The sequence below is a fragment of the Chromobacterium vaccinii genome (assembly GCF_001855275.1).
In the GTDB taxonomy this organism is placed as follows: Bacteria; Pseudomonadota; Gammaproteobacteria; order Burkholderiales; family Chromobacteriaceae; genus Chromobacterium; species Chromobacterium vaccinii.
Window position 1 is genome coordinate 1,791,832 of sequence record NZ_CP017707.1, and the last position, 18,750, is coordinate 1,810,581.

Below are 18,750 nucleotides of genomic sequence, written 5' to 3' on the forward strand. Positions count from 1 at the left end.
CCAAGCCCCGCCCGCCGCGGGGCTTTTTCACGGCGGCTCAGCCGGTCGACGCCTTCGCCTGCCGTTCGACAATGGCGCTGGCGATCCGCAGCGCGAGCGTGCCGGCATCAACGATGGACTGGTTCTGCGCGGCGACCTGCGCGCCCTCGAACACCAGCATCAGTTCGCTCGCCGTATCCTCGGGCGACGCGAGGCCGGCGGCCCGGCACAAGCCCGCCAGCCGCCGCCACTGGCCTTGCTTGTATTCCGCTATCAGTTTGCGGCCGACGTGCTCTCTGTCCGGCAGCTCCGCGATCGAATTGATGAACGGACAGCCGCGGTGCGACCAGGCGCCGGCGTCGTCGGCGAAGAAAGCCGCCCACCCCAGAATCTGCGCGCGCGGATCCCCGGCATGCTCGGCCGCTATGGCGTCGAACGTGCGCCAGTAGCTGGCGATCACCTGGCGCAGCCATTCCGCCAACAGCGCGTCTTTCGACTGGAAATGGCGGTACAGCGCCATCTTGGTGGTATTCGCCCGGGCGGCGATCGCCTCGACGCCGGTCGCCCGGATGCCATCGTTGTAAAACAGTTCGCCTGCCGCCTCGAGGAGGCGCTCCCGCGGCGCGGCCGAAGACTCGCCCGCTTTTCGCTTGTTCATTTTTCCATCCGTCTTGACGACGATACCGATCGGTATCATCATGCCCATGCAATGATACCGAACGGTATCACCAATCTCCGGCTCATGTCGAGCCGGGGCATCCTCCATGGGAATCAGCGATGAAGCTTTCGGAATATGCGCAATATGACGCGGTGGGACTGGGCAATCTGGTCGCGCGGGGCGAAGTCAGCCCGCAGGAGCTCGCCGATGCGGCGCTGCGGGCGTGCGCGGCGGTCAACCCTCAAATCAACGCGGTCATCGAAACCTGGCAACCCGAACTGTCGGGCATCGCCCCGGCGCTGGAGCGCGGCTCGCCGCTCGCCGGCGTGCCCTTCCTGATCAAGGATGTCGGCGTGACCATGGCTGGCAGGAAGATAGAATTCGGCAGCCGGCTGGCGCAAGGCTTCACCGCCGCGGCCGACTCCATCCTGATGCGGCGCTTCCGCGAAGCGGGACTGGCGACGCTGGGACGAACCACCACGCCCGAGTTCGCCTGGAGCGGCACCACCGAATCCGCGCTCTGCGGCCCGACCCGCAATCCCTGGAATCCGGCTCGCGGCGCGGGCGGCTCCAGCGGCGGCGCGGCGGCAGCGGTAGCCGCCGGCATCGTGCCGATGGCCCATGCGACCGACGCGGCCGGCTCCATCCGCATCCCGTCCGCCGCCTCCGGCGCATTCGGACTGAAGCCGACGCGCGGCCGCGTATCCAACGGCCCGATTCTCGACGAGGCCATCCACGGCCTGGCCGCGCAACTGGGCGTCAGCCGTTCGGTGCGCGACAGCGCCGCGCTGCTCGACGCCGCGCGCGGCGCGGACGCCGGCCAGCCCTTTTGCATAGAGGAACCAGACGGCAGCTATCTTGCGCAGGTCGGCATAGAACCCGGCAGGCTGAAGATAGGCGTGATGCCGCAAGCCTGGGGCGGCCAGCGCACGGCGACGGCCATCGTCGGGCATCTGGAAGCCGCCATGCGGCTATGCGAGTCGCTAGGCCATGTCGTGGAAGAGGCGGAACTTCCCTTGGGCTGCAGCTGGGACGCCTTCGTCCGCGCCAGCTCGGTGCTGTGGGCCGCCAACATCGCCGCCTGGATCGACGACATGGCGGCAGCCACCGGGCGCAAGATCGATCTGTCCACGCTGGAGCCGCAGACGCTCGCCGTCTACCGGACCGGACACGGGATACGCGGCATCGAGATCGTGCGGGCGCTGGATCTGCGCAACGTCGTCACCCGCAGCGTCGCCGCCTTCTTCTCGCGCTACGATCTGCTGCTGACGCCGACCCTGCCCGATCTGGCGCCGCCCATCGGCAGCTATGCGGCCGGCGCGGAAACGATGGACGGCCACCAGTGGACCGAGCGCGTGATGGGCGGCTCGCCGTTCACCCCGGTCTTCAACGCCGCCGGCGCGCCGGCCATGTCGGTGCCGCTGTTCCAGGATGCGGCGTCCGGCTTGCCGGTCGGCATGCAGTTCGTCGCGCCGGCCGGACGGGAGGACGCGCTGTTCCGGATGGCAGGCCAGCTGGAGCGCGGCCTGCCATGGGCAGGCCGCAGGCCGACGATATGGGCGGGAAAAGCCTGAAACCCGCGGCAGCCGAACCCAGACGCCTCAATCAGAAAGGGAAACCGGCGTCCCGCGCCGATGACAAAAGGATTTGAAACGCGATACAGTCTGGAACTGGCCGCCGCCCGACCGGCGCGCCGCGACAACAGGGCGCCCTGCACGCCAACCGCGCCGGCGGCAAGGGCTCCGCACTTAGGAGAACATCATGAAGACCAGACTGCTCGCGTCCGCGGCTCTGCTGTTGGCGGCGCAGGGCCATGCCGCCGCGCAGGACCCCTACCTGTGGCTGGAAAACATCCAGGGCAAGGATGCGCTGCAATGGGTGCATCAGCAGAACGCGCTCACCGTCAAGGAAACCGAGGGCTGGAAAAGCTTCCCGCAGTTGAAGCGGGACATTCTGGCCGTCCTCGACTCCAGCGCGCGCATTCCCTCCATCGAAAAGATAGGCGACCGCTACTACAACTTCTGGCGCGATGCCCAGCACCCGCGAGGCCTGTGGCGCAGCGCCACGCTGGACGAATACCGCAAGGCCGATCCGGCCTGGGAGATGGTGCTGGACCTGGACAAGCTGGCGAAGGATGAAAAGGAAAACTGGGTGTGGCAAGGCGCGGACTGCGTCAAGCCCAAGCAGGACCGCTGCCTGATCCGGCTGAGCCGCGGCGGCGGCGACGCCGCGGTGGTGCGCGAATTCGACCTGCCGGCCAAACGCTTCCTCGCCGACGGCTTCGTGGTGCCGGAAGCCAAGAGCGAGGTCAACTGGGCCGACCGCGACACGCTGTACGTCGCCACCGACTTCGGCAAAGGCTCGCTGACCGATTCCGGCTATCCCCGCATCGTCAAGGAATGGAAGCGCGGCCAGCCGCTGGCCGCCGCCGCGACGCTGTTCGAGGGCAAGCAGACCGACATCTCGGTCAACGCCGACGGCATCGACACCGCCGGCCATCATTATGACGTGATCAGCCAAGGCACCAGCTTCTTCTCCAGCGACACCTACCTGAAACAGGACGGCAAGTGGCTGAAGCTGGACAAGCCCGGCCACGTCGAAGCGTCCTTCCATGGCCCCTGGCTGCTGCTGCGGCCGCGTCAGGACTGGAATGTCGGCGGCCATGAATGGAAGGCCGGCAGCCTGCTGGCCATCAAGGCAAGCGACTACCTGCAGGGCAAGCGCGACGTCGCCGCCCTGTTCCAGCCCAGCGCCACCACCTCGCTGGGCGGCAGCGCCGGCACCCGCGACGCGCTGATCCTGACCGTGCTCGACAACGTCAAGAGCCGGCTGGTCGAATGGAAAGTGGTGGACGGCAAATGGCAGTCGCGCCCGGTGGGCGCGCCCGGCTACGGCAGCATCAGCGTCAGCGCGGTGGACAGCGACGACTCCGACGACTACTTCTTCACCTTCACCGACTTCCTGACGCCGACCTCGCTGTCGCTGGCCCACGCCGGCAGCGACGCGCGCGAGCCGCTGAAACAGCAGCCCGCCTTCTTCGACGCCAAGCCCTATCGCATCCAGCAGTTCTTCGCCCGCTCCGACGACGGCACCCGCGTGCCCTACTTCGTGGTGGCGCGCAAGGACGTGAAGCTGAACGGCAAGAACCCGACGCTGCTGTACGGCTACGGCGGCTTCGAAGTGTCGCTGACGCCCTATTACAGCGGCACATTGGGCAAGGCCTGGCTGGAGCGAGGCGGCGTCTACGTGCTGGGCAATATCCGCGGCGGCGGCGAATACGGCCCGGCCTGGCACGAGGCGGCGTTGAAGCACAAACGCCAGAAAGCCTACGACGACTTCGCGTCCATCGCCAGGGATCTGGCCCGGCGCGGCATCGCCGACGCCCGCCATCTCGGCATCAAGGGCGGCAGCAACGGCGGCCTGCTGATGGGCGTGATGCTGACCAAGTACCCGCAGCTGTTCCACGCCGTGGTCTGCCAGGTGCCGCTGCTGGACATGCGGCGCTTCAACAAGCTCTTGGCCGGCGCCAGCTGGATGGACGAATACGGCAACCCGGACCAGCCGACAGACTGGGCCTACATCCAGCGCTATTCGCCGTACCAGAACATCCGGCCCGGCGCCAAGTACCCGGCCACGCTGTTCGCCACCTCCACGCTGGACGACCGCGTCCATCCCGGCCACGCCCGCAAGATGTACGCGGCGATGAAGGCGATGGGCGCCGATGTCCGCTATTACGAGCGCACCGAAGGCGGTCACGGCGCCGCCGCCAGCCACGATGAGGAAGCCCGCATCGCGGCGATGGAATACGCATTCCTGTGGAAAGAACTGCGCTGATCCACGACGGCCCCGCTGCGGGGCCGCTTTTTCCCCGGCAGGGGATGCGCCAACGCCCGGCCGCGCCAACGCGTCCCGGGCGTTTTATCGAATGCCCCCCGCCGGCGAAGCGCTCCCCTTTTGCCCGCTCCGCCCGGCCGCCCCCGCGGCAATCGGCCGGCCTCGCGCCTTCGCATGAAATGCAATTCAAATGCGCGCCGGCTCTACCTATAATCGAAAACGGTATCGCCGATCCGCCCCTCCTTACTCGCAGGAGCTGCCCGTGTCTCGGATTCCGCGTCTGTCCGGCTGGCTGAAACAGGAATTGCGGCTGATCGTCGCCTTCCTGTGCATGGTGGCGGCCGTCGCCGCGGTGGTGGCGTTCCAGGCGGGCCTGCACCAACGCCAACAGCTGCTGAGCGCCTACCAGATCCGCCTGGGCTACGTCACCCATACCCGCAACGACATCCTGCGGCAGCAGTTCGACCAGCTGCGCCGCGACGCGCTGTTTCTCGGCAACACGCCACCGGTGTCCGGCATCGTCCGCGCCGCGTCCAAGCAGGGCCAGGACCGCCGGAAAAACACCCGCGATGAAACCTGGAGGCGGCAACTGGGCACCATATTCGCCTCCTTCCTCGACGCCAACCCCGACCTGACCGCCATTCGCTTCATCGGCGTGGCGGACAACGGCCGGGAACTGGTGCGGGCCGAGCGCGGCCCCGGCGGCCAGGCGCAAATCGTATCCGCCCAAACGCTGCGCACGCATGGCGGCAGCGATTACATGCAAGCCACAGCCAAGCTGGCGCGGGGACAAGTCTATTTTTCCGACATCACGGCGGGCCGGCGCCATTCTCCGCATCCGCAACCCGATGCCGCGCTGCTCCCGACGCTGCGCGTGGCCACCCCGATATTCAACGAGCAGGGACGCATGTTCGGCATTGTGATCCTCAATTACAATGCCAGCCGGCTGCTGCAGTCGCTCCTGAAAAACATTCCGGTGGAGCTGCGCATCTACCTGACCAACCGCGACGGCGACTATCTGCTGCAGCCCGACCCTCAGCGCACGTTCGGCTTCGAGCATGGCCAGCGCTGGCGCTGGCAGGACGACTTCCGGCCGACTCCAGCCAGGGCCGACCAGCCGGATGGCCTGCAAGCCTATGCCTCGCCCCACGGCACCGCCTACGCCCGCTGGCTGGACATCCCCTTCGATCCAGCCGCGCCGGAACACTACTGCCGCATTTACGCCGCGCTGCCGGATCAGGCAGTCGCCAAGCTGGCCCAAACCGCCCGCCTGTCCGCGCTGGGCAGCGCGCTGGGCGTATTTTTGCTGATCGCCATGGTGCTGGCGGTCTACCGGCGCAAATACCGGCAAGCCAGCGCCCGCCAGGCTGAGCTGGCCGCCATCGTGGAAAGCTCGCACGACGCCATCATCGGCTGCTCCACCGAAGGCCGCATCGCCAGCTGGAACCTGGGCGCGGAAAAAATGCTGGGCTACCCGGCGCGGGAAACGCTGGGCAAACCGCTGGAAAACTTCATCCAGCTGCCCTCGGCGGACAGCCGCGCGCTATCCTTCCGGAGCGTCGAGCCGCGGGAGTTGACGCCGCTGGAGCTGATCTGCTTCCTCCACGACCGGGAGGGCAGGCGGCTGGATGCCGCCGTCACCGTCTCGCCGGTGCTGACCGCCGGCCGGCAGGGCGGCGTCGCTCTGATCATCCGCGACATCACCGAACAGGTGGCGAACGAGCGGCGCATCCTCGAAATGAATGCCTGGCTGGAGAGGCAAGTGGAACAGCGCACCGCGCAGATCCGGGTATTCTCCGCGCTGCAAAACGCCATCCTCGCCAATGCCGGCTACGCCATCATCGCCACCGACCAGGATGGCGTGATCACTCTGTTCAACCCCGCCGCCGAACGCATGCTGGGCTACGCCGCCGCCGACATGATAGGACGCGAATCCCTGACCCGCTTCCATGATCCGCGCGAACTGGCAGAGCGCACGCGTCTGATCGGCGAGCGCCTGGGCCAGGAGATCGAGCCCGGACTCGACGCCATCATCGCTCCGTCCCGGCTGGGCCCTGACGAAAGCCAATGGACCTACGTCCGCCGCAACGGCGGCACCCTGCCGGTGCTGCTGACCGTATCGGCGCTGGAAAACGACGATGGCCTCGTCACCGGCTATCTCGTCATCGCCGCGGACATCACCCAGCGCGAACAGGACCGCCGCCAGCTGGAACTGGCGCGCGACCAGCTGGTCAAGGCGGCGGAGGTAGCCGAACTCGGCATCTGGAGCTGGACGATAGACAGCGACATGCTGGAATGGAACGACCGCATGTTCGAGATCTACGACCTGCCCCGATCATTCCGCGACTTCGGCCTCTACTACAACCACTGGCGCGGCCGGGTCCATCCCGACGACGTCGAACAGGCGGAACACCAGCTGCAGCGCGCGCTGGAAGGCTCCGACGTCTACAACGCCGACTTCCGCATCCTGCGGCAGGACGGCGAAACCCGCCACCTGCAGGCCGCGGCCCGGGTCGAATACGGCTCAGGCGGCAAGGCGATCCGGGTGGCCGGCATCAATCGCGACGTCACGCTGGAGCGCGAACGCGAAGCGTGGCTGAGCCAGGCCAAAGCCGCGGCGGACAGCGCCAACCGCGCCAAGTCGGAGTTCCTGGCCAATATGAGCCACGAAATCCGCACGCCGATGAACGCCATCCTGGGCATGCTGCAGCTGATCCAGCAGACCGGCCTGAATCCGCGCCAGGCCGACTACGCCGACAAGGCCGCCTCGGCCGCCCGCACCCTGCTGGGCATACTCAACGACATCCTGGACTTCTCCCGGGTGGAGGTCGGCAAGCTGACGCTGGCCCCCCATCCGTTCAGCGTCGACAAACTGTTGCGCGACGTCGGCGTGATCATGTCCGCCAATGTCGGCGACAAGGACGTGGAAGTGCTGTTCGACATCGACCCCGAGCTGCCCGACTGGATCTCCGCCGACGCGCTGCGGCTGCAGCAAATCCTGATCAACCTGTCCGGCAACGCGATCAAGTTCACCGAACGCGGCGAAGTGGTGATGGCCGCGCGGCTGCTTGGCCGGAAACAGGACAAGCTGCGCATCGCCTTCTCGGTGCGCGACACCGGCATCGGCATCGCGCCCGAACATCTGCAACGCATCTTCGAGGGCTTTTCCCAGGCAGAAGCCTCGACCGCGCGCCGCTACGGCGGCTCCGGCCTGGGCCTGGCCATCAGCCAACGGCTGGTGACGCTGATGGGCGGCCAGCTGAGCGTGGAAAGCGAAGCGGGAAAAGGCAGCCTGTTCCGCTTCGAGATCGATTGCGAAACGGCCGAAGCGCCGAAACCGGCGGTCGACGTCGTCTCGCTGCGCGATCTCAGCTGCCTGGTGATAGACGACAACGACAACGCCCGCCAAACCCAGAGCGGCCTGTTGCGCGCCTTTGGCTGGCAAGTGGATACCGCGGCCAGCGGCGAGGAGGCGCTGGCCCTGATGGAGCGGCCCCGCCCGAAAGACTATGACGTTATCCTGGTGGACTGGCGCATGCCGGGACTGGACGGCTGGGAAACCTGCAGCCGGCTGCGCCAGCTGGAAAGCCGCGCGCGCGCCTCGGTGATCGTGCTGGTCACCGCTTATGGCCGCGAGCTGCTCGAGCAGCGGCGAAGCCAGTCTCCAGACATGTTCGACAGCCTGCTGGTCAAGCCCCTCACCGCCTCCATGCTGTTCGACGCCGTCGCCGACGCCCGGGCGGGCAATGGCCGCCGCGAAAGCCTCCCGCCTCCGGACGCGCCCCGGCAAATGCGGCTGAGCGGGTTGCGGCTGCTGCTGGTGGAGGACAACCTGACCAACCAGCAAGTCGCCCGCGAGCTGCTGGGCAGCGAAGGCGCCGAAATCGATGTGGCCGACTGCGGCATGGCGGCGCTGGACGCGGTTCGCAACGCCCCCGCGCCTTACAATCTGGTATTGATGGACATCCAGATGCCGGACATGGACGGCTATGCCGTCACCCGGCTTCTGCGGCAGGATTTCCCGTCCGAGGCGCTGCCCATCGTCGCCATGACCGCCAACGTGATGCCGGCGGATCGCGAAGCCGCGCTGGCATCCGGCATGAACGACCATGTCGGCAAACCCTTCGACCTGGCCCAGCTGGTCGGCGTCATCCTGCACCACGCCCGCGGCCAGGCCGCTCCGGAAAGCCGCCCTCCGGCCGCTGCCGTCGCCGGCCGGCTGCTGAACAGCGAAGCCGCCATCGTTCGCTTCGGCGGCAATCTGGAAATCTACCGCCACACCCTGCTCAGTTTCTGCGAGGAAAGCCGCGCGCTGCGGGATGGATTGCAGCAAGCGCGCCGCCTCCGGCAGCGCGAGCAAGGCATACAGTTTCTGCATACACTGAAAGGACTGGCAGCCACCATCGGCGCGGAAACCCTGGCGGCGACGTCCGCTCTGGAAGAAAAAGCGCTGCGGTCCGCCAAGCAGGATTGGCCCGCTGACTACGCCGACCTGGAACGGGAAGCCGGGCAAGCCGAACAGGCCGCCAGGCAATTGGCGGCGGAGCTGGAAAACTCGTCGCGCCTCAACGCGCCGCAGCATCCTGATGGCCAGGACCCGAGCCTCGAACTGGTCGAGGGCCTCGCCAGACTGGCCCAGCTGCTGCGCGAAGCCAATGTCGAGGCGATACAGCTGTTCGCCTCGCTCCGGCAACGCCATGGCCGCGCCCGGCCCGGCGAGTTCGACCGGCTCAACCAGGCGATCATGCAGATGAACTTCACGGCTGCCGTCCGCCTGTGCGAGGACATGCGGCAGCAGAAAGCGCCACAGCCATGAACCAAGACATCCCAGGCCTTGCCCGGCCTGCCGCCGGCCGGCGCGGCCGGATACTGGTCGTCGACGACCAGCCGGCCAATATCGTGGTCGCGCATCAGATACTGCGCGAACGGCACGATGTCTTCATGGCCACCAACGGCGAGCAGGCGCTGGAATTCTGCCGGGCCACGCCGCCGGACATGCTGCTGCTGGACGTGGAAATGCCCGGCCTCAACGGCATGGACGTATGCCGGCGCCTGAAACAGGATCCGGCCACCCATGATATTCCCGTCATCTTCGTCACCGGGCTGCAAAGCCCGCAACAGGAGCTGGAATGCTGGGAGGCCGGCGCCGCCGATTTCGTCAGCAAGCCCGTCACCCCCATCACCCTGCTCAACCGCGTCAACGCCCACCTGACGCTGAAATTCCAGGCCGACCAGTTGCGCGTGCTGGCCTATCACGACGGTTTGACCGGCATCGCCAACCGCAGGAATTTCGACGAGCGCCTCGACAAGGCCTGGCGCCACTGCCAGCGCGCGCGCAGCACGCTGGCGCTGATCCTGTCCGACGTCGACCTGTTCAAGAAATACAACGACAGCTGCGGCCACCACGCCGGCGACGAATGCCTGCGCCAGGTGGCGTCGGCGATCCAGGATCAGATGCGCCGCCCCTACGACCTGGCCGCGCGCTACGGCGGAGAGGAATTTGTCTGTCTGCTGCCGGAAACCACGCTGGCCGGCGCGGTGACGGTAGCCATCAAGATAGACGCGGCGGTGCGGGCCCTGCACATCCAGCATCCGGCCTCAAGCGTCGACGTCTGCGTCACGCTGAGCCAGGGGGTGGCCGTGATCGAACCGGATGCCGGGGAAGACGGCGAACGCCTGCTCCGCCTGGCCGACGACCAGCTGTACCTGGCCAAGCGGACTGGCCGCGGGCGCGTCTGCGCGGTTTAGCGCCCCAGCCCGCGCCTTACGATTTGCGGCTTGCGCCGTCCGCGCCGGCGCGTCCCGGCCCAGGCATTGGACAAGGCTTGATCGGAGACGATTGGACTCAAAGCCGCTAACAAAACTTCGTGGCATACCTGGGGCAAGGCGCGCGGACGCAGACCGTACAAGCAGTACGGCCAATCGACGCAACGCAGCGTCAGAGGCCTTGTTAGCGGTTCTTAGCCGCCGAGCGCGTCAACGGGAAGACGGCCCGCCATCCGGGTGGCGGATCACCAGCAAAGAGACGTCGTCGCTGGCCGCGCCGCCCTGCCTGTGCGCCTTGACGGCCTCCAGCACCGTATCCCCGATCCGGTCCGGCCAGCCGCGGCGGACCGCCTCCTCGACGCCGGGCAAGCCGAACATTGCGCCCTGGCCGTTTTTGGCCTCGGTGATGCCGTCCGAGCTGACCACCAGCGTCTGGGACGGCTGCCAGGCCAGCGTCTGCATGCTGTCATCCAAAGCATCAGCCGGCAGCACGCCAAGCGGAGGATGCTCGGACTTGCAGCGCGCCTCGACCTCTCCTCGCGCGTTGAACAGCAGCACGCAGGGCACGCCGCCGTTCCAGACGCGCGCCTGGCGGCCGGCGGAATCTATCGCTATCAGCGCGGCCGCGACGAAACGGCCGCTCGGCAGCAATTTGTGCAGCTTCTGGTTGACGCCCCGGACAATGGCCGGCATCTCGCATCCCGCCTCAGTCATCTCATGGAAACAATCGATCGCCGGCAAGGCGCTGATGGCGGCCGTCAGACCATGGCCGGTGCAGTCGGCCAGCATGATGTGTTCGCCGCCGCCCGGCGGCTGGCAGATGATGATCAGGTCGCCGTTGAAGCCTGCGGCGGGGCTCAGGTACTGCCAGACATGGTCCGGACGGGAAGTCCGCAGCCGGATCAGCCGCTCCATCAGTTCCAGCGCCAGTTGCTGCTCGAACTCGTTTTCCTGGTAATACTTCTCCAGCCGGATCGCATCCTGGTTGATCTGGTTCTGCATCTCGGCGATGCGCAGGAAAACATGGATTTTGGCTGTCAACAGGTCGAAGCTGACGGGCTTGGCCAGATAATCGTCGCCGCCGGCCTTCAGGCCTGAGACCACGCTTTCCAGCTCGTTCAGGCTGGTGAGGAAGATGATGGGCACCCAGTGCTCGCCGAACAGCTTGCGCAACTCGGTCGTGGCCTGCAAGCCATCCATCTCCGGCATGATGACGTCCATCAGCACCAGATCCGGCACCTGGCTCCGGCAGTACGCCACCGCCTCCACGCCGTTCTTCGCCGACACGCAGAGATAGCCGAGCTTCTGGATGAACTGTTCGATGAAGTAGCGGTTGGTGGCGCTATCCTCTACCAGCAAGATGGTCGTCGACGGCATCGCATCCCCAAGCCATTGCAGGTGGTCATGCACACGGTAGCCCGGCCTTTGGCCGGCCTGGCGGACGCGGCCCGAACGCCCCGTCCGCCAGGCCATTCCATAATAAGCCCCGTTCCGACCGTATTCCAGCCCATTAGCCGGACATGCGGATCATGACGAAAAGATGCAAGACGGCCATGAAAAACCCGCCGGCCGAAGCGGGCGGGTTCGGACTTGCCCGGCAGAGCCGGCTCAAGGCTGGTTAGGCGTGTTTTCCGCGAAGTATTCGTGGTTGTCCGCGTTGTTCAGCGCCTGGGCTGGATTGGTCTTCGCCAGGTTCTTGGCGCCGGCCTGGCCGTAGACGTGATCGTCGGTGCCTGCCACCACGGTGAAATGGGACAGCTCATGCACCAGCGTGCCGCCCTTGGAGTCGGTGCCCTTGGTCGGCGCGGTCCAGAAGGCGCCGCACAGATAGATGGTGTAAGGCTGCGACGGATAGACGTAGGCATAGGTGCCGCCATCGGTGCAGCTGCAATCCAGCTTGATCGGCTTGGTGTCCAGCGCGTCCTTGATGTTCACGTAATGCGACTTGGCGGTGCTCCAGTTGGCCTGGCTGTACTTGCCGAACCAAGTGGTGTAGCGCTGGGTGCCGGACGGCGTGCCTTTCAGATAGGCGTTGGTCTCGTCGGCCATCGCGCTGGCGGCGGTGACGCCGTCCCTGGACTGGTTCTGCTGGGTGACCGAGCAGTTGCCGGCGTAGGTCACGCCGCTGACCGCGGTGCGGGCCAGCGCCTGCCACTCCAGCTTGGCCGCCTGCGAACGCTGCAGCAGCGGGCTGGCCTTGCCGCCGCTGTAGCCGCTGACCGCATTGGAAACGATCGCCTCGTCCTGCGGCTGCGCCGCGCCCGACGACTTGGCGCTGACGCCGGCCGGCAGGCTGCGGTTCAATACCTTGCCGCTGTTGCTCTCGAAGCGCACGCTCAGCTGGCCGCCCTTGGACAGGTCGTAATAATCCGATACCCGCACCTTGGCATTCAGCGTCGCGCCAGGCGCCAAAGAAACCGTGTCGCGCAGCGACGGTGCCACGCGCTTGTAGCGCGGCCCCAGGTATTCAGCCTGTTTGCCGTTCACGTTCACCGCCAGGAACTGTTCCTGCAGCTCCTTGCCCGGCAGGTACCAGCGGTAAACGTGCAAGGTCTCCTTGCCGGTGTTGCGGTAGGTGACGGTGACGTCCACGTCCTGGGCGGCGCTGACTGCCGGCTGGCCCAGGCTGACTTGCAGGTCGCCGGCGAATGCGGATGAGGCGAGCAGCAGGGCCGCTGCCGCAATGGGTAATCTCTTGTCCATTGTTTTCCCTTTATTGTCAGGATGCTTTGTACATCACGAAAAGTTATAAAGTGCACAGTCATCATGCACAGATCATTAATTGCATGAACATGTCATGATCGCAATCAGAAAAAATCCTTCCGTTGCACATATCACACATGTCATATTTCAGCCACAGACCATCCACCTCCCCCGCCAGGTCTATAGTGGGTTAAAATCAGCGGTTTGCGCGGCGGGTGAGACCGATCCCGGCGCGCCGTCACAAACCCTCGACTGTTTTTCGACGGAATATGAACCAAGCATCTGATGAAAAAGCCCTGGTGGTGCTCTCGGGCGGCCAGGACTCGACCACCTGTCTCTACTGGGCGCTGCGCCGTTTCGGCGCCGGCAACGTGGAGGCCGTCACCTTCGATTACGGCCAACGCCACCGCGTGGAGCTGGATTGCGCGCGCAAGATCGCCGCTCTTGCCTGCGTGCGCCAGACCGTGCTGCCCATCGACACCTTCGCCGCCATCGGCGGCAACGCGCTGACCGATGCCGGCATCGCCCCTGAAGAAGGCGTCCGCGACGACGACGCGCTGCCCAACACCTTCGTCCCCGGACGCAATCTGGTCTTCCTCACCTTCGCCGCCGCCTTCGCCTATACCCGCGGCGCGCGCCACCTGGTGACCGGCGTCGCTCAGACCGACTACTCCGGCTATCCCGATTGCCGCGAGAACACGCTGAAGGCGCTGGAAGTGGCGCTGCGGCTGGGCATGGACAGCCGGGTGGAGCTGCACACGCCGCTGATGTACCTGTCCAAGGCCGAAACTGTGACCCTGGCGCAACAGGTGGGCGCGCTGGAAGCCCTGGCCTGGAGTCACACCTGTTACAACGGCGAGGTGCCGCCCTGCGGCCATTGCGCGTCGTGCGAACTGCGCGCCCGCGGTTTCGCCGAGGCCGGCATGCCGGATCCGCTGGTGGAGCGCTGCCAGGCCGAAGCGCAAGGACACTGAAATGCACGCCAGTTACCTGATTGCCGTCGCCGGCTTCGAAGCGGCGCGGCGGCTGCCGGCCGACCACGGCCAAGCCGCGCGGCCGCATGGCCACAGCTTCCGCCTGAGCGTGCGCAGCGATGCCCAAAACACCAGCCAGGACGCGCTGCAGGCAGCCGTCCAGGCCGCCGTGGCGCCGCTGGACTACACGGATCTGAACGCCGCGCTCGCCGCCAGCGACGATCTTTCGCTGGCGCGCCACATCGCCGACACCCTGCCCCACCCCGCAGCCATCCAGCTGCGCGGCGCGCCGGACCGCGGCGTGATGCTGGACGACGCGCGCGCGCTCAGCTGGATCAACTCATCCTTCGAGGCCGCCCATTATCTGCCCCACGTGCCGCCTGGCCATAAATGCGGGCGGCTGCATGGCCACGGCTTCGGCGTGCGCATCGTCGCCGACGCCGCCTTGAGCGGCCAGCATGATCTGGCGCGCGCCTGGGCCACGCTCCACGGCCGGCTCAACCATCGCTACCTGAACGATATTCCCGGACTGGACAACCCGACCAGCGAGGTGCTGGCCCAATGGCTGCACCAACAGCTGCGCGACGCCGTGCCCGGCCTCGCCTGGGTGGAGGTGCGCGAGACGCACAGCGCCGGCAGCCAGTTCGACGGCAAAACGTTCCGCATCTGGAAGGAGCAGCGCTTCGAAAGCGCGATGCCCTTCGACGCCGACGGCCATTACACCGGCCACAGCTATCTGGTCCGGCTGATGCTGTCCGGCGGCATCGACCGCGCCATGGGCTGGCTGCTGGACTTCGGCGACGTCAAGGACCGCTTCAAGCCCATTTACCGCCAGCTCGACCACAACCCGCTGGACAAGCTGGCCGGCCTTCGCCGCGCCGACAACGCCGCGGTGGCGGAATGGATCCACGCCCAGCTGGCGCCGCTGGTGCCGGAGCTGTCCCGGATAGACCTGATGGAAAGCGACGACGCCGGCGTGTCGCTGCATTTCCGCCAGGACATGCGCTGGCCCTTGCTGTGACCGCCGCCATCGATTGCGAGAGAATGTCGTGACTACCTATACCGTCAAGGAAATCTTCTACACGCTGCAAGGCGAAGGCCGCCAGGCCGGCCGCGCGGCGGTATTCTGCCGCTTCGCCGGCTGCAATCTGTGGTCGGGCCGCGAGGAAGACCGCGCCAAGGCCGTCTGCCAGTTCTGCGACACCGACTTCGTCGGCGCCGGCCCGGATGGCGGCAAGTTCGACGGCGCGGCGGCGCTGGCCGCCCGCATCGCCGCCGAATGGCCGCAGGACGCCGGCGGCGCGCCCTATGTGGTCTGCACCGGCGGCGAGCCGCTGCTGCAGCTGGACGCGGAACTGGTGGACGCGCTGCACGCCGAGGGCTTCGAGATCGCCGTCGAAACCAACGGCACCGTCGCCGCGCCGGCCGGGCTGGATTGGATCTGCGTCAGCCCCAAGGCAGGTTCCGAGCTGAAGCAGCGCGCCGGCGACGAACTGAAGCTGGTTTATCCGCAGGCGACCCAGATGCCGGAAACCGTCGCCCATCTGGACTTCGGCGCCTTCTATCTGCAGCCGATGGACGGCCCGGACCTGACCGCCAACACCCGTGCCGCCATCGCCTACTGCATGGCGCATCCGCAATGGCGGCTGTCGGTGCAGACCCACAAGGTGGTGAATATCCGCTGAGCGCGCCCCCATCCTGTCTCGCATGCCATTGATCAAGGGCATGAGCCCGATGCCCGGCATGTCCGGGCATCTTCGTTTCCGCGCCGCCAGCTCTCCTCCTCTCAAACGCTTCCCGTCGGGAAAATGCGCCTGCCGCGGCTCCGCTCATCGGCCATTCCGCGCCGCCGTTCTATGCCATCCGGGAAACCCGCACTATAACGACGAAAACATCCGCGCCGGGTGGAGGACGACGGCCCTCCGGCGCGGCGATCCTGCTCCGCGAAAATTTTTTGAACATTCGCGTAAGAAACGAAAAGGCATCGCGACTCAATGATTGTGCGGCGATGCCCATACGCCACCAGGACCCAGGCATCCGTCGCCATCGACAACAATCGCACTACCCAGGAGAGAAACCATGAACAGCAACAAGACTCTGATCGCCTCCGCGCTCGGCGCGGTGATCGCCCTCGGCGTGCTGGCCAGCGCCCCCGCCGCCGCCGCAGACAAAGACCAGTGCTTCGGCGTCGCCAAAGCCGGCCAGAACGATTGCAAGACCGATGCCCACGCTTGCGCCGGCCAGTCCAAGATGGACAACGACCCTGCCGACTTCAAGCTGGTGCCCGCCGGCACTTGCCAGAAGATGGGCGGTCAAACCAAACCGATGTGATTTATCCGGCTGGCAATTCCAGCCGCTTTGATTACCATACCCCGGCCGGACGGCAGAAGCCGTCCGGCGCACACTCAAGCAAGGAGTCACATATGAAGCAGAACAAAGCACTGATCGCATCCGCCCTGGGCGCCGTCATCGCCATGGGCGCGCTGAGCGCCGCCCCGGCCGCCGCCGCGGAAAAAGAAAAATGCTACGGCATCGCCCAGGCAGGCAAGAACGACTGCGCGTCCGGCACCCACTCCTGCGCCGGCCAGGCCAAAGTGGACAAGGACCCCGCTGACTGGAAATACGTAGCCAAGGGCAGCTGCGAGAAAATGGGCGGCAAGCCCGGCACCAAGTAATCCCCCATGCGGCCCGCTCATCGGCGGGCCGCCTTTTCCGGAACACCAGCATGTCCCTCACCACTCTTCCCGGCGTTTGCGGCATCGGCCTGCGCGCGCCGCACTACCGCGAAGCCCTGGCGCTTCAACCCGAGCTGGGCTGGGTGGAAGTGCACAGCGAGAATTTCTTCGACGGCGGCACCCCGCTGGCCATGCTGCGCCGCGTGGCCGAATGCTGGCCGCTGTCGCTGCACGGCGTCGGCCTGGGCCTGGGCTCGGCCGCGCGCCCTGACCGCGGCCACCTGGCGTCGCTTAGGCGGCTGGTGGACGAGGCCTGTCCGGCTTCGGTGTCCGAGCACCTGTCGTTCAACCACTCACCGCACCGCTACGTCAACGACCTGTTGCCGATGCCGTATACCCGCGCGGCGCTGGACGCGGTGGCCGGCCACGTGTCCGAGACCCAGGACGCGCTGGGCCGTCCCATCCTGCTGGAGAACCTGTCCAGCTACGTCGAGTTCCCCGGCAACCAGATGAACGAAGGCGAGTTCCTGGCCGAACTGGTCCGCATCACCGGCTGCGGCATTTTGCTGGACATCAACAACCTGTACGTCAACCGTGTCAACCTGGGCACCGACACCGGCGCCGTGCTGGCCGCCCTGCCTTTGGACGCGATCGGCGAGATCCACCTGGCCGGCTACAGCGAGCGCGAGGGCATGCTGGTGGACACCCACAGCCAGGCGGTGCATGACGAAGTCTGGCGCTTCTACCGCGAAGTGATCCGCCGCATCGGCCCGCGTCCGACGCTGATCGAGTGGGATCTCGACATCCCGCCGCTGGCCACGCTGCAAGCCGAAGCCGCCAAGGCGCAGGCGATACTGGAGGGCCGCGATGGACTGGCATGACTGGCAACACGCGCTGCTGGAAGCGATAGCCGATCCGGCGCAGGCATCCGCCGCCGCGCTGGATCTGAATCCCGCTGGGCTGGCGGTCTACCGCAACAACTACCGCATCGGCCTGATCGACGCGCTGGCACACAGCCATCCGGTCTGCCGCGAGCTGGTGGGCGAGGATTTCTTCACCGCGCTGGCGCGCGAATACGTGAAGAGCCACGCCTCGGACAGCGGCAATCTGCACCGCTACGGCGCAAGCTTCGCCGACTTCATCGCCGGCTTCGAGCATTGCCGCGACCTGCCCTACCTCGCCGACGTCGCGCGGCTGGAGTGGGCGGTCCACCGCAGCTATTACGCTGAAGACGCCCAGCCGCTGGACACCTCCGCGCTGGCGGCCATCGCGCCGGAGCAATGGGAAGCGCTGGCCTTCGCGCCGCTGCCCGACGTCGCGCTGTGCCGGGCCGGCAGCCCGGCGCTCAGCATTTGGCGCGCCCACCGCGAACAGGGTCCGCTGGACGGCCTGCTGGCGCTGCCGCCGGAAAACGCGCTGATCTACCGCGACCGCGGCGAGGTAAAAGCCCTGGCGCTGGACGATGCCCGCCACGCCTTCTACGCGGCGCTGTTCAGCGCCCCGCTGGCCGAAGCCATCGAAGCGGCCCAGGCGTTCGACGCCGATTTTGACCTGCAGCCGGCGCTGCTCGGCTTGTTCCAGCCGCCGTTGCTGGCCTCCATCCATATCCGACAAGGTGAAACCGAATGAATACCCTCGCCAAACCGGCGGTCTCCGCCTACCAGCTGCTGATCCGCAGCGCCGATCGACTGCAGCCGCTGATCTTGCTGCTGCTCAGGCTGTGGCTGTTGGATGTCTTCTTCCGTTCCGGCCTGACCAAGATAGACGACTGGGACATCACGCTGGCGCTGTTCACCGACGAATATCACGTGCCGCTGCTGCCGCCCGCCGTGGCCGCCGTGATGGCAACCTGCGGCGAGCTGGGCTTGTCCGCGCTGCTGGCGCTGGGCCTGGGCGGGCGCTTCGCCGCCGCCGGCCTGTTCATCCTCAACGCGGTGGCGGTGATCAGCTACCCCGGCTTGAACGACGTCACCCGCCAGTTCCACTACTTCTGGGGCGCCCAGCTGCTGGTGCTGCTGTCCTTCGGCCCCGGGCTGCTGTCGCTGGACACGCTGCTCAAGCGCTGGTGCGCGGGCCGCTGCCCCGCCAGCCTCAACTGAGCGGGAACCGCGCGCAGGACGGCGGCGGGCGCAAGACGTGGCATAATGAAAGCAATCGTCTT

The 18,750-nt window shown here is 66.7% G+C and carries 15 protein-coding genes; 12 read left to right on the plus strand and 3 right to left on the minus strand.

What is annotated here, in order from left to right:
• Positions 1-37 precede the first annotated feature (37 nt).
• Complete coding sequence (locus BKX93_RS08260; protein WP_222103297.1) at positions 38-685, minus strand: TetR/AcrR family transcriptional regulator; 648 nt, start codon at positions 683-685, stop codon at positions 38-40.
• A 71-nt stretch (positions 686-756) separates the two neighbouring features.
• Here BKX93_RS08260 and BKX93_RS08265 point away from each other — a divergent pair, with 71 nt between their 5' ends.
• The 4 genes from BKX93_RS08265 to BKX93_RS08280 all read left to right on the plus strand — a co-directional run bounded on the left by BKX93_RS08265 (position 757) and on the right by BKX93_RS08280 (position 10,219).
• Entirely contained in the window at positions 757-2,211 is a 1,455-nt protein-coding gene (locus BKX93_RS08265) for an amidase (protein ID WP_070979482.1), read from the plus strand.
• A gap of 187 nt (positions 2,212-2,398) precedes the next feature.
• A complete protein-coding gene (locus tag BKX93_RS08270; RefSeq protein WP_070979484.1) occupies positions 2,399-4,471 on the plus strand; it encodes a prolyl oligopeptidase family serine peptidase in 2,073 nt (690 codons plus the stop codon).
• A 262-nt stretch (positions 4,472-4,733) separates the two neighbouring features.
• Positions 4,734-9,287, plus strand: a complete 4,554-nt coding sequence (locus tag BKX93_RS08275; RefSeq protein ID WP_186009509.1) for a PAS domain S-box protein — start codon at positions 4,734-4,736, stop codon at positions 9,285-9,287.
• On the plus strand, positions 9,284-10,219 hold the full coding sequence (locus tag BKX93_RS08280; protein ID WP_046157201.1) for a diguanylate cyclase domain-containing protein: 936 nt from the start codon (positions 9,284-9,286) through the stop codon (positions 10,217-10,219). Before BKX93_RS08275 ends, BKX93_RS08280 begins: the two co-directional genes overlap by 4 nt.
• Before the next feature lie 228 nt (positions 10,220-10,447).
• On the opposite strand, the gene BKX93_RS08285 is transcribed toward BKX93_RS08280, so the two are convergent.
• Positions 10,448-11,614, minus strand: a complete 1,167-nt coding sequence (locus tag BKX93_RS08285) for a SpoIIE family protein phosphatase (RefSeq protein WP_046157202.1) — start codon at positions 11,612-11,614, stop codon at positions 10,448-10,450.
• 231 nt (positions 11,615-11,845) lie between these two features.
• On the minus strand, positions 11,846-12,940 hold the full coding sequence (locus BKX93_RS08290; protein ID WP_046157203.1) for a M35 family metalloendopeptidase: 1,095 nt from the start codon (positions 12,938-12,940) through the stop codon (positions 11,846-11,848).
• Between the two features lie 269 nt (positions 12,941-13,209).
• Here BKX93_RS08290 and queC point away from each other — a divergent pair, with 269 nt between their 5' ends.
• From queC to BKX93_RS08330, 8 genes are all read left to right on the plus strand, one after another.
• The gene (queC, locus tag BKX93_RS08295; protein WP_070979485.1) at positions 13,210-13,914 is read left to right on the plus strand and encodes a 7-cyano-7-deazaguanine synthase QueC; all 705 of its coding nucleotides are present in this window, start codon (positions 13,210-13,212) and stop codon (positions 13,912-13,914) included.
• Position 13,915: 1 nt separating this feature from the next.
• The gene (locus BKX93_RS25945; protein ID WP_070979487.1) at positions 13,916-14,935 is read left to right on the plus strand and encodes a 6-pyruvoyl trahydropterin synthase family protein; all 1,020 of its coding nucleotides are present in this window, start codon (positions 13,916-13,918) and stop codon (positions 14,933-14,935) included.
• 28 nt (positions 14,936-14,963) lie between these two features.
• Positions 14,964-15,599 (plus strand): 7-carboxy-7-deazaguanine synthase, encoded by a 636-nt coding sequence (gene queE, locus BKX93_RS08305; RefSeq protein WP_070979489.1) that lies wholly within the window; start codon positions 14,964-14,966, stop codon positions 15,597-15,599.
• Between the two features lie 394 nt (positions 15,600-15,993).
• Positions 15,994-16,245, plus strand: a complete 252-nt coding sequence (locus BKX93_RS08310; protein ID WP_046157207.1) for a BufA1 family periplasmic bufferin-type metallophore — start codon at positions 15,994-15,996, stop codon at positions 16,243-16,245.
• A gap of 92 nt (positions 16,246-16,337) precedes the next feature.
• Positions 16,338-16,589 carry a BufA1 family periplasmic bufferin-type metallophore gene (locus BKX93_RS08315; protein WP_046157208.1) on the plus strand — a complete coding sequence of 84 codons (252 nt, stop codon included), beginning with the start codon at positions 16,338-16,340 and terminating at the stop codon, positions 16,587-16,589.
• A gap of 50 nt (positions 16,590-16,639) precedes the next feature.
• Positions 16,640-17,470, plus strand: coding sequence for an MNIO family bufferin maturase (gene bufB / locus BKX93_RS08320; RefSeq protein WP_070979491.1), 831 nt, complete (start codon positions 16,640-16,642; stop codon positions 17,468-17,470).
• Positions 17,457-18,218: an HvfC/BufC N-terminal domain-containing protein gene (locus BKX93_RS08325; protein ID WP_070979493.1), complete on the plus strand. Its 762-nt coding sequence runs from the start codon at positions 17,457-17,459 to the stop codon at positions 18,216-18,218. Before bufB ends, BKX93_RS08325 begins: the two co-directional genes overlap by 14 nt.
• Entirely contained in the window at positions 18,215-18,688 is a 474-nt protein-coding gene (locus tag BKX93_RS08330) for a DoxX family protein (RefSeq protein ID WP_046157210.1), read from the plus strand. Before BKX93_RS08325 ends, BKX93_RS08330 begins: the two co-directional genes overlap by 4 nt.
• Positions 18,689-18,750: the final 62 nt, after the last annotated feature.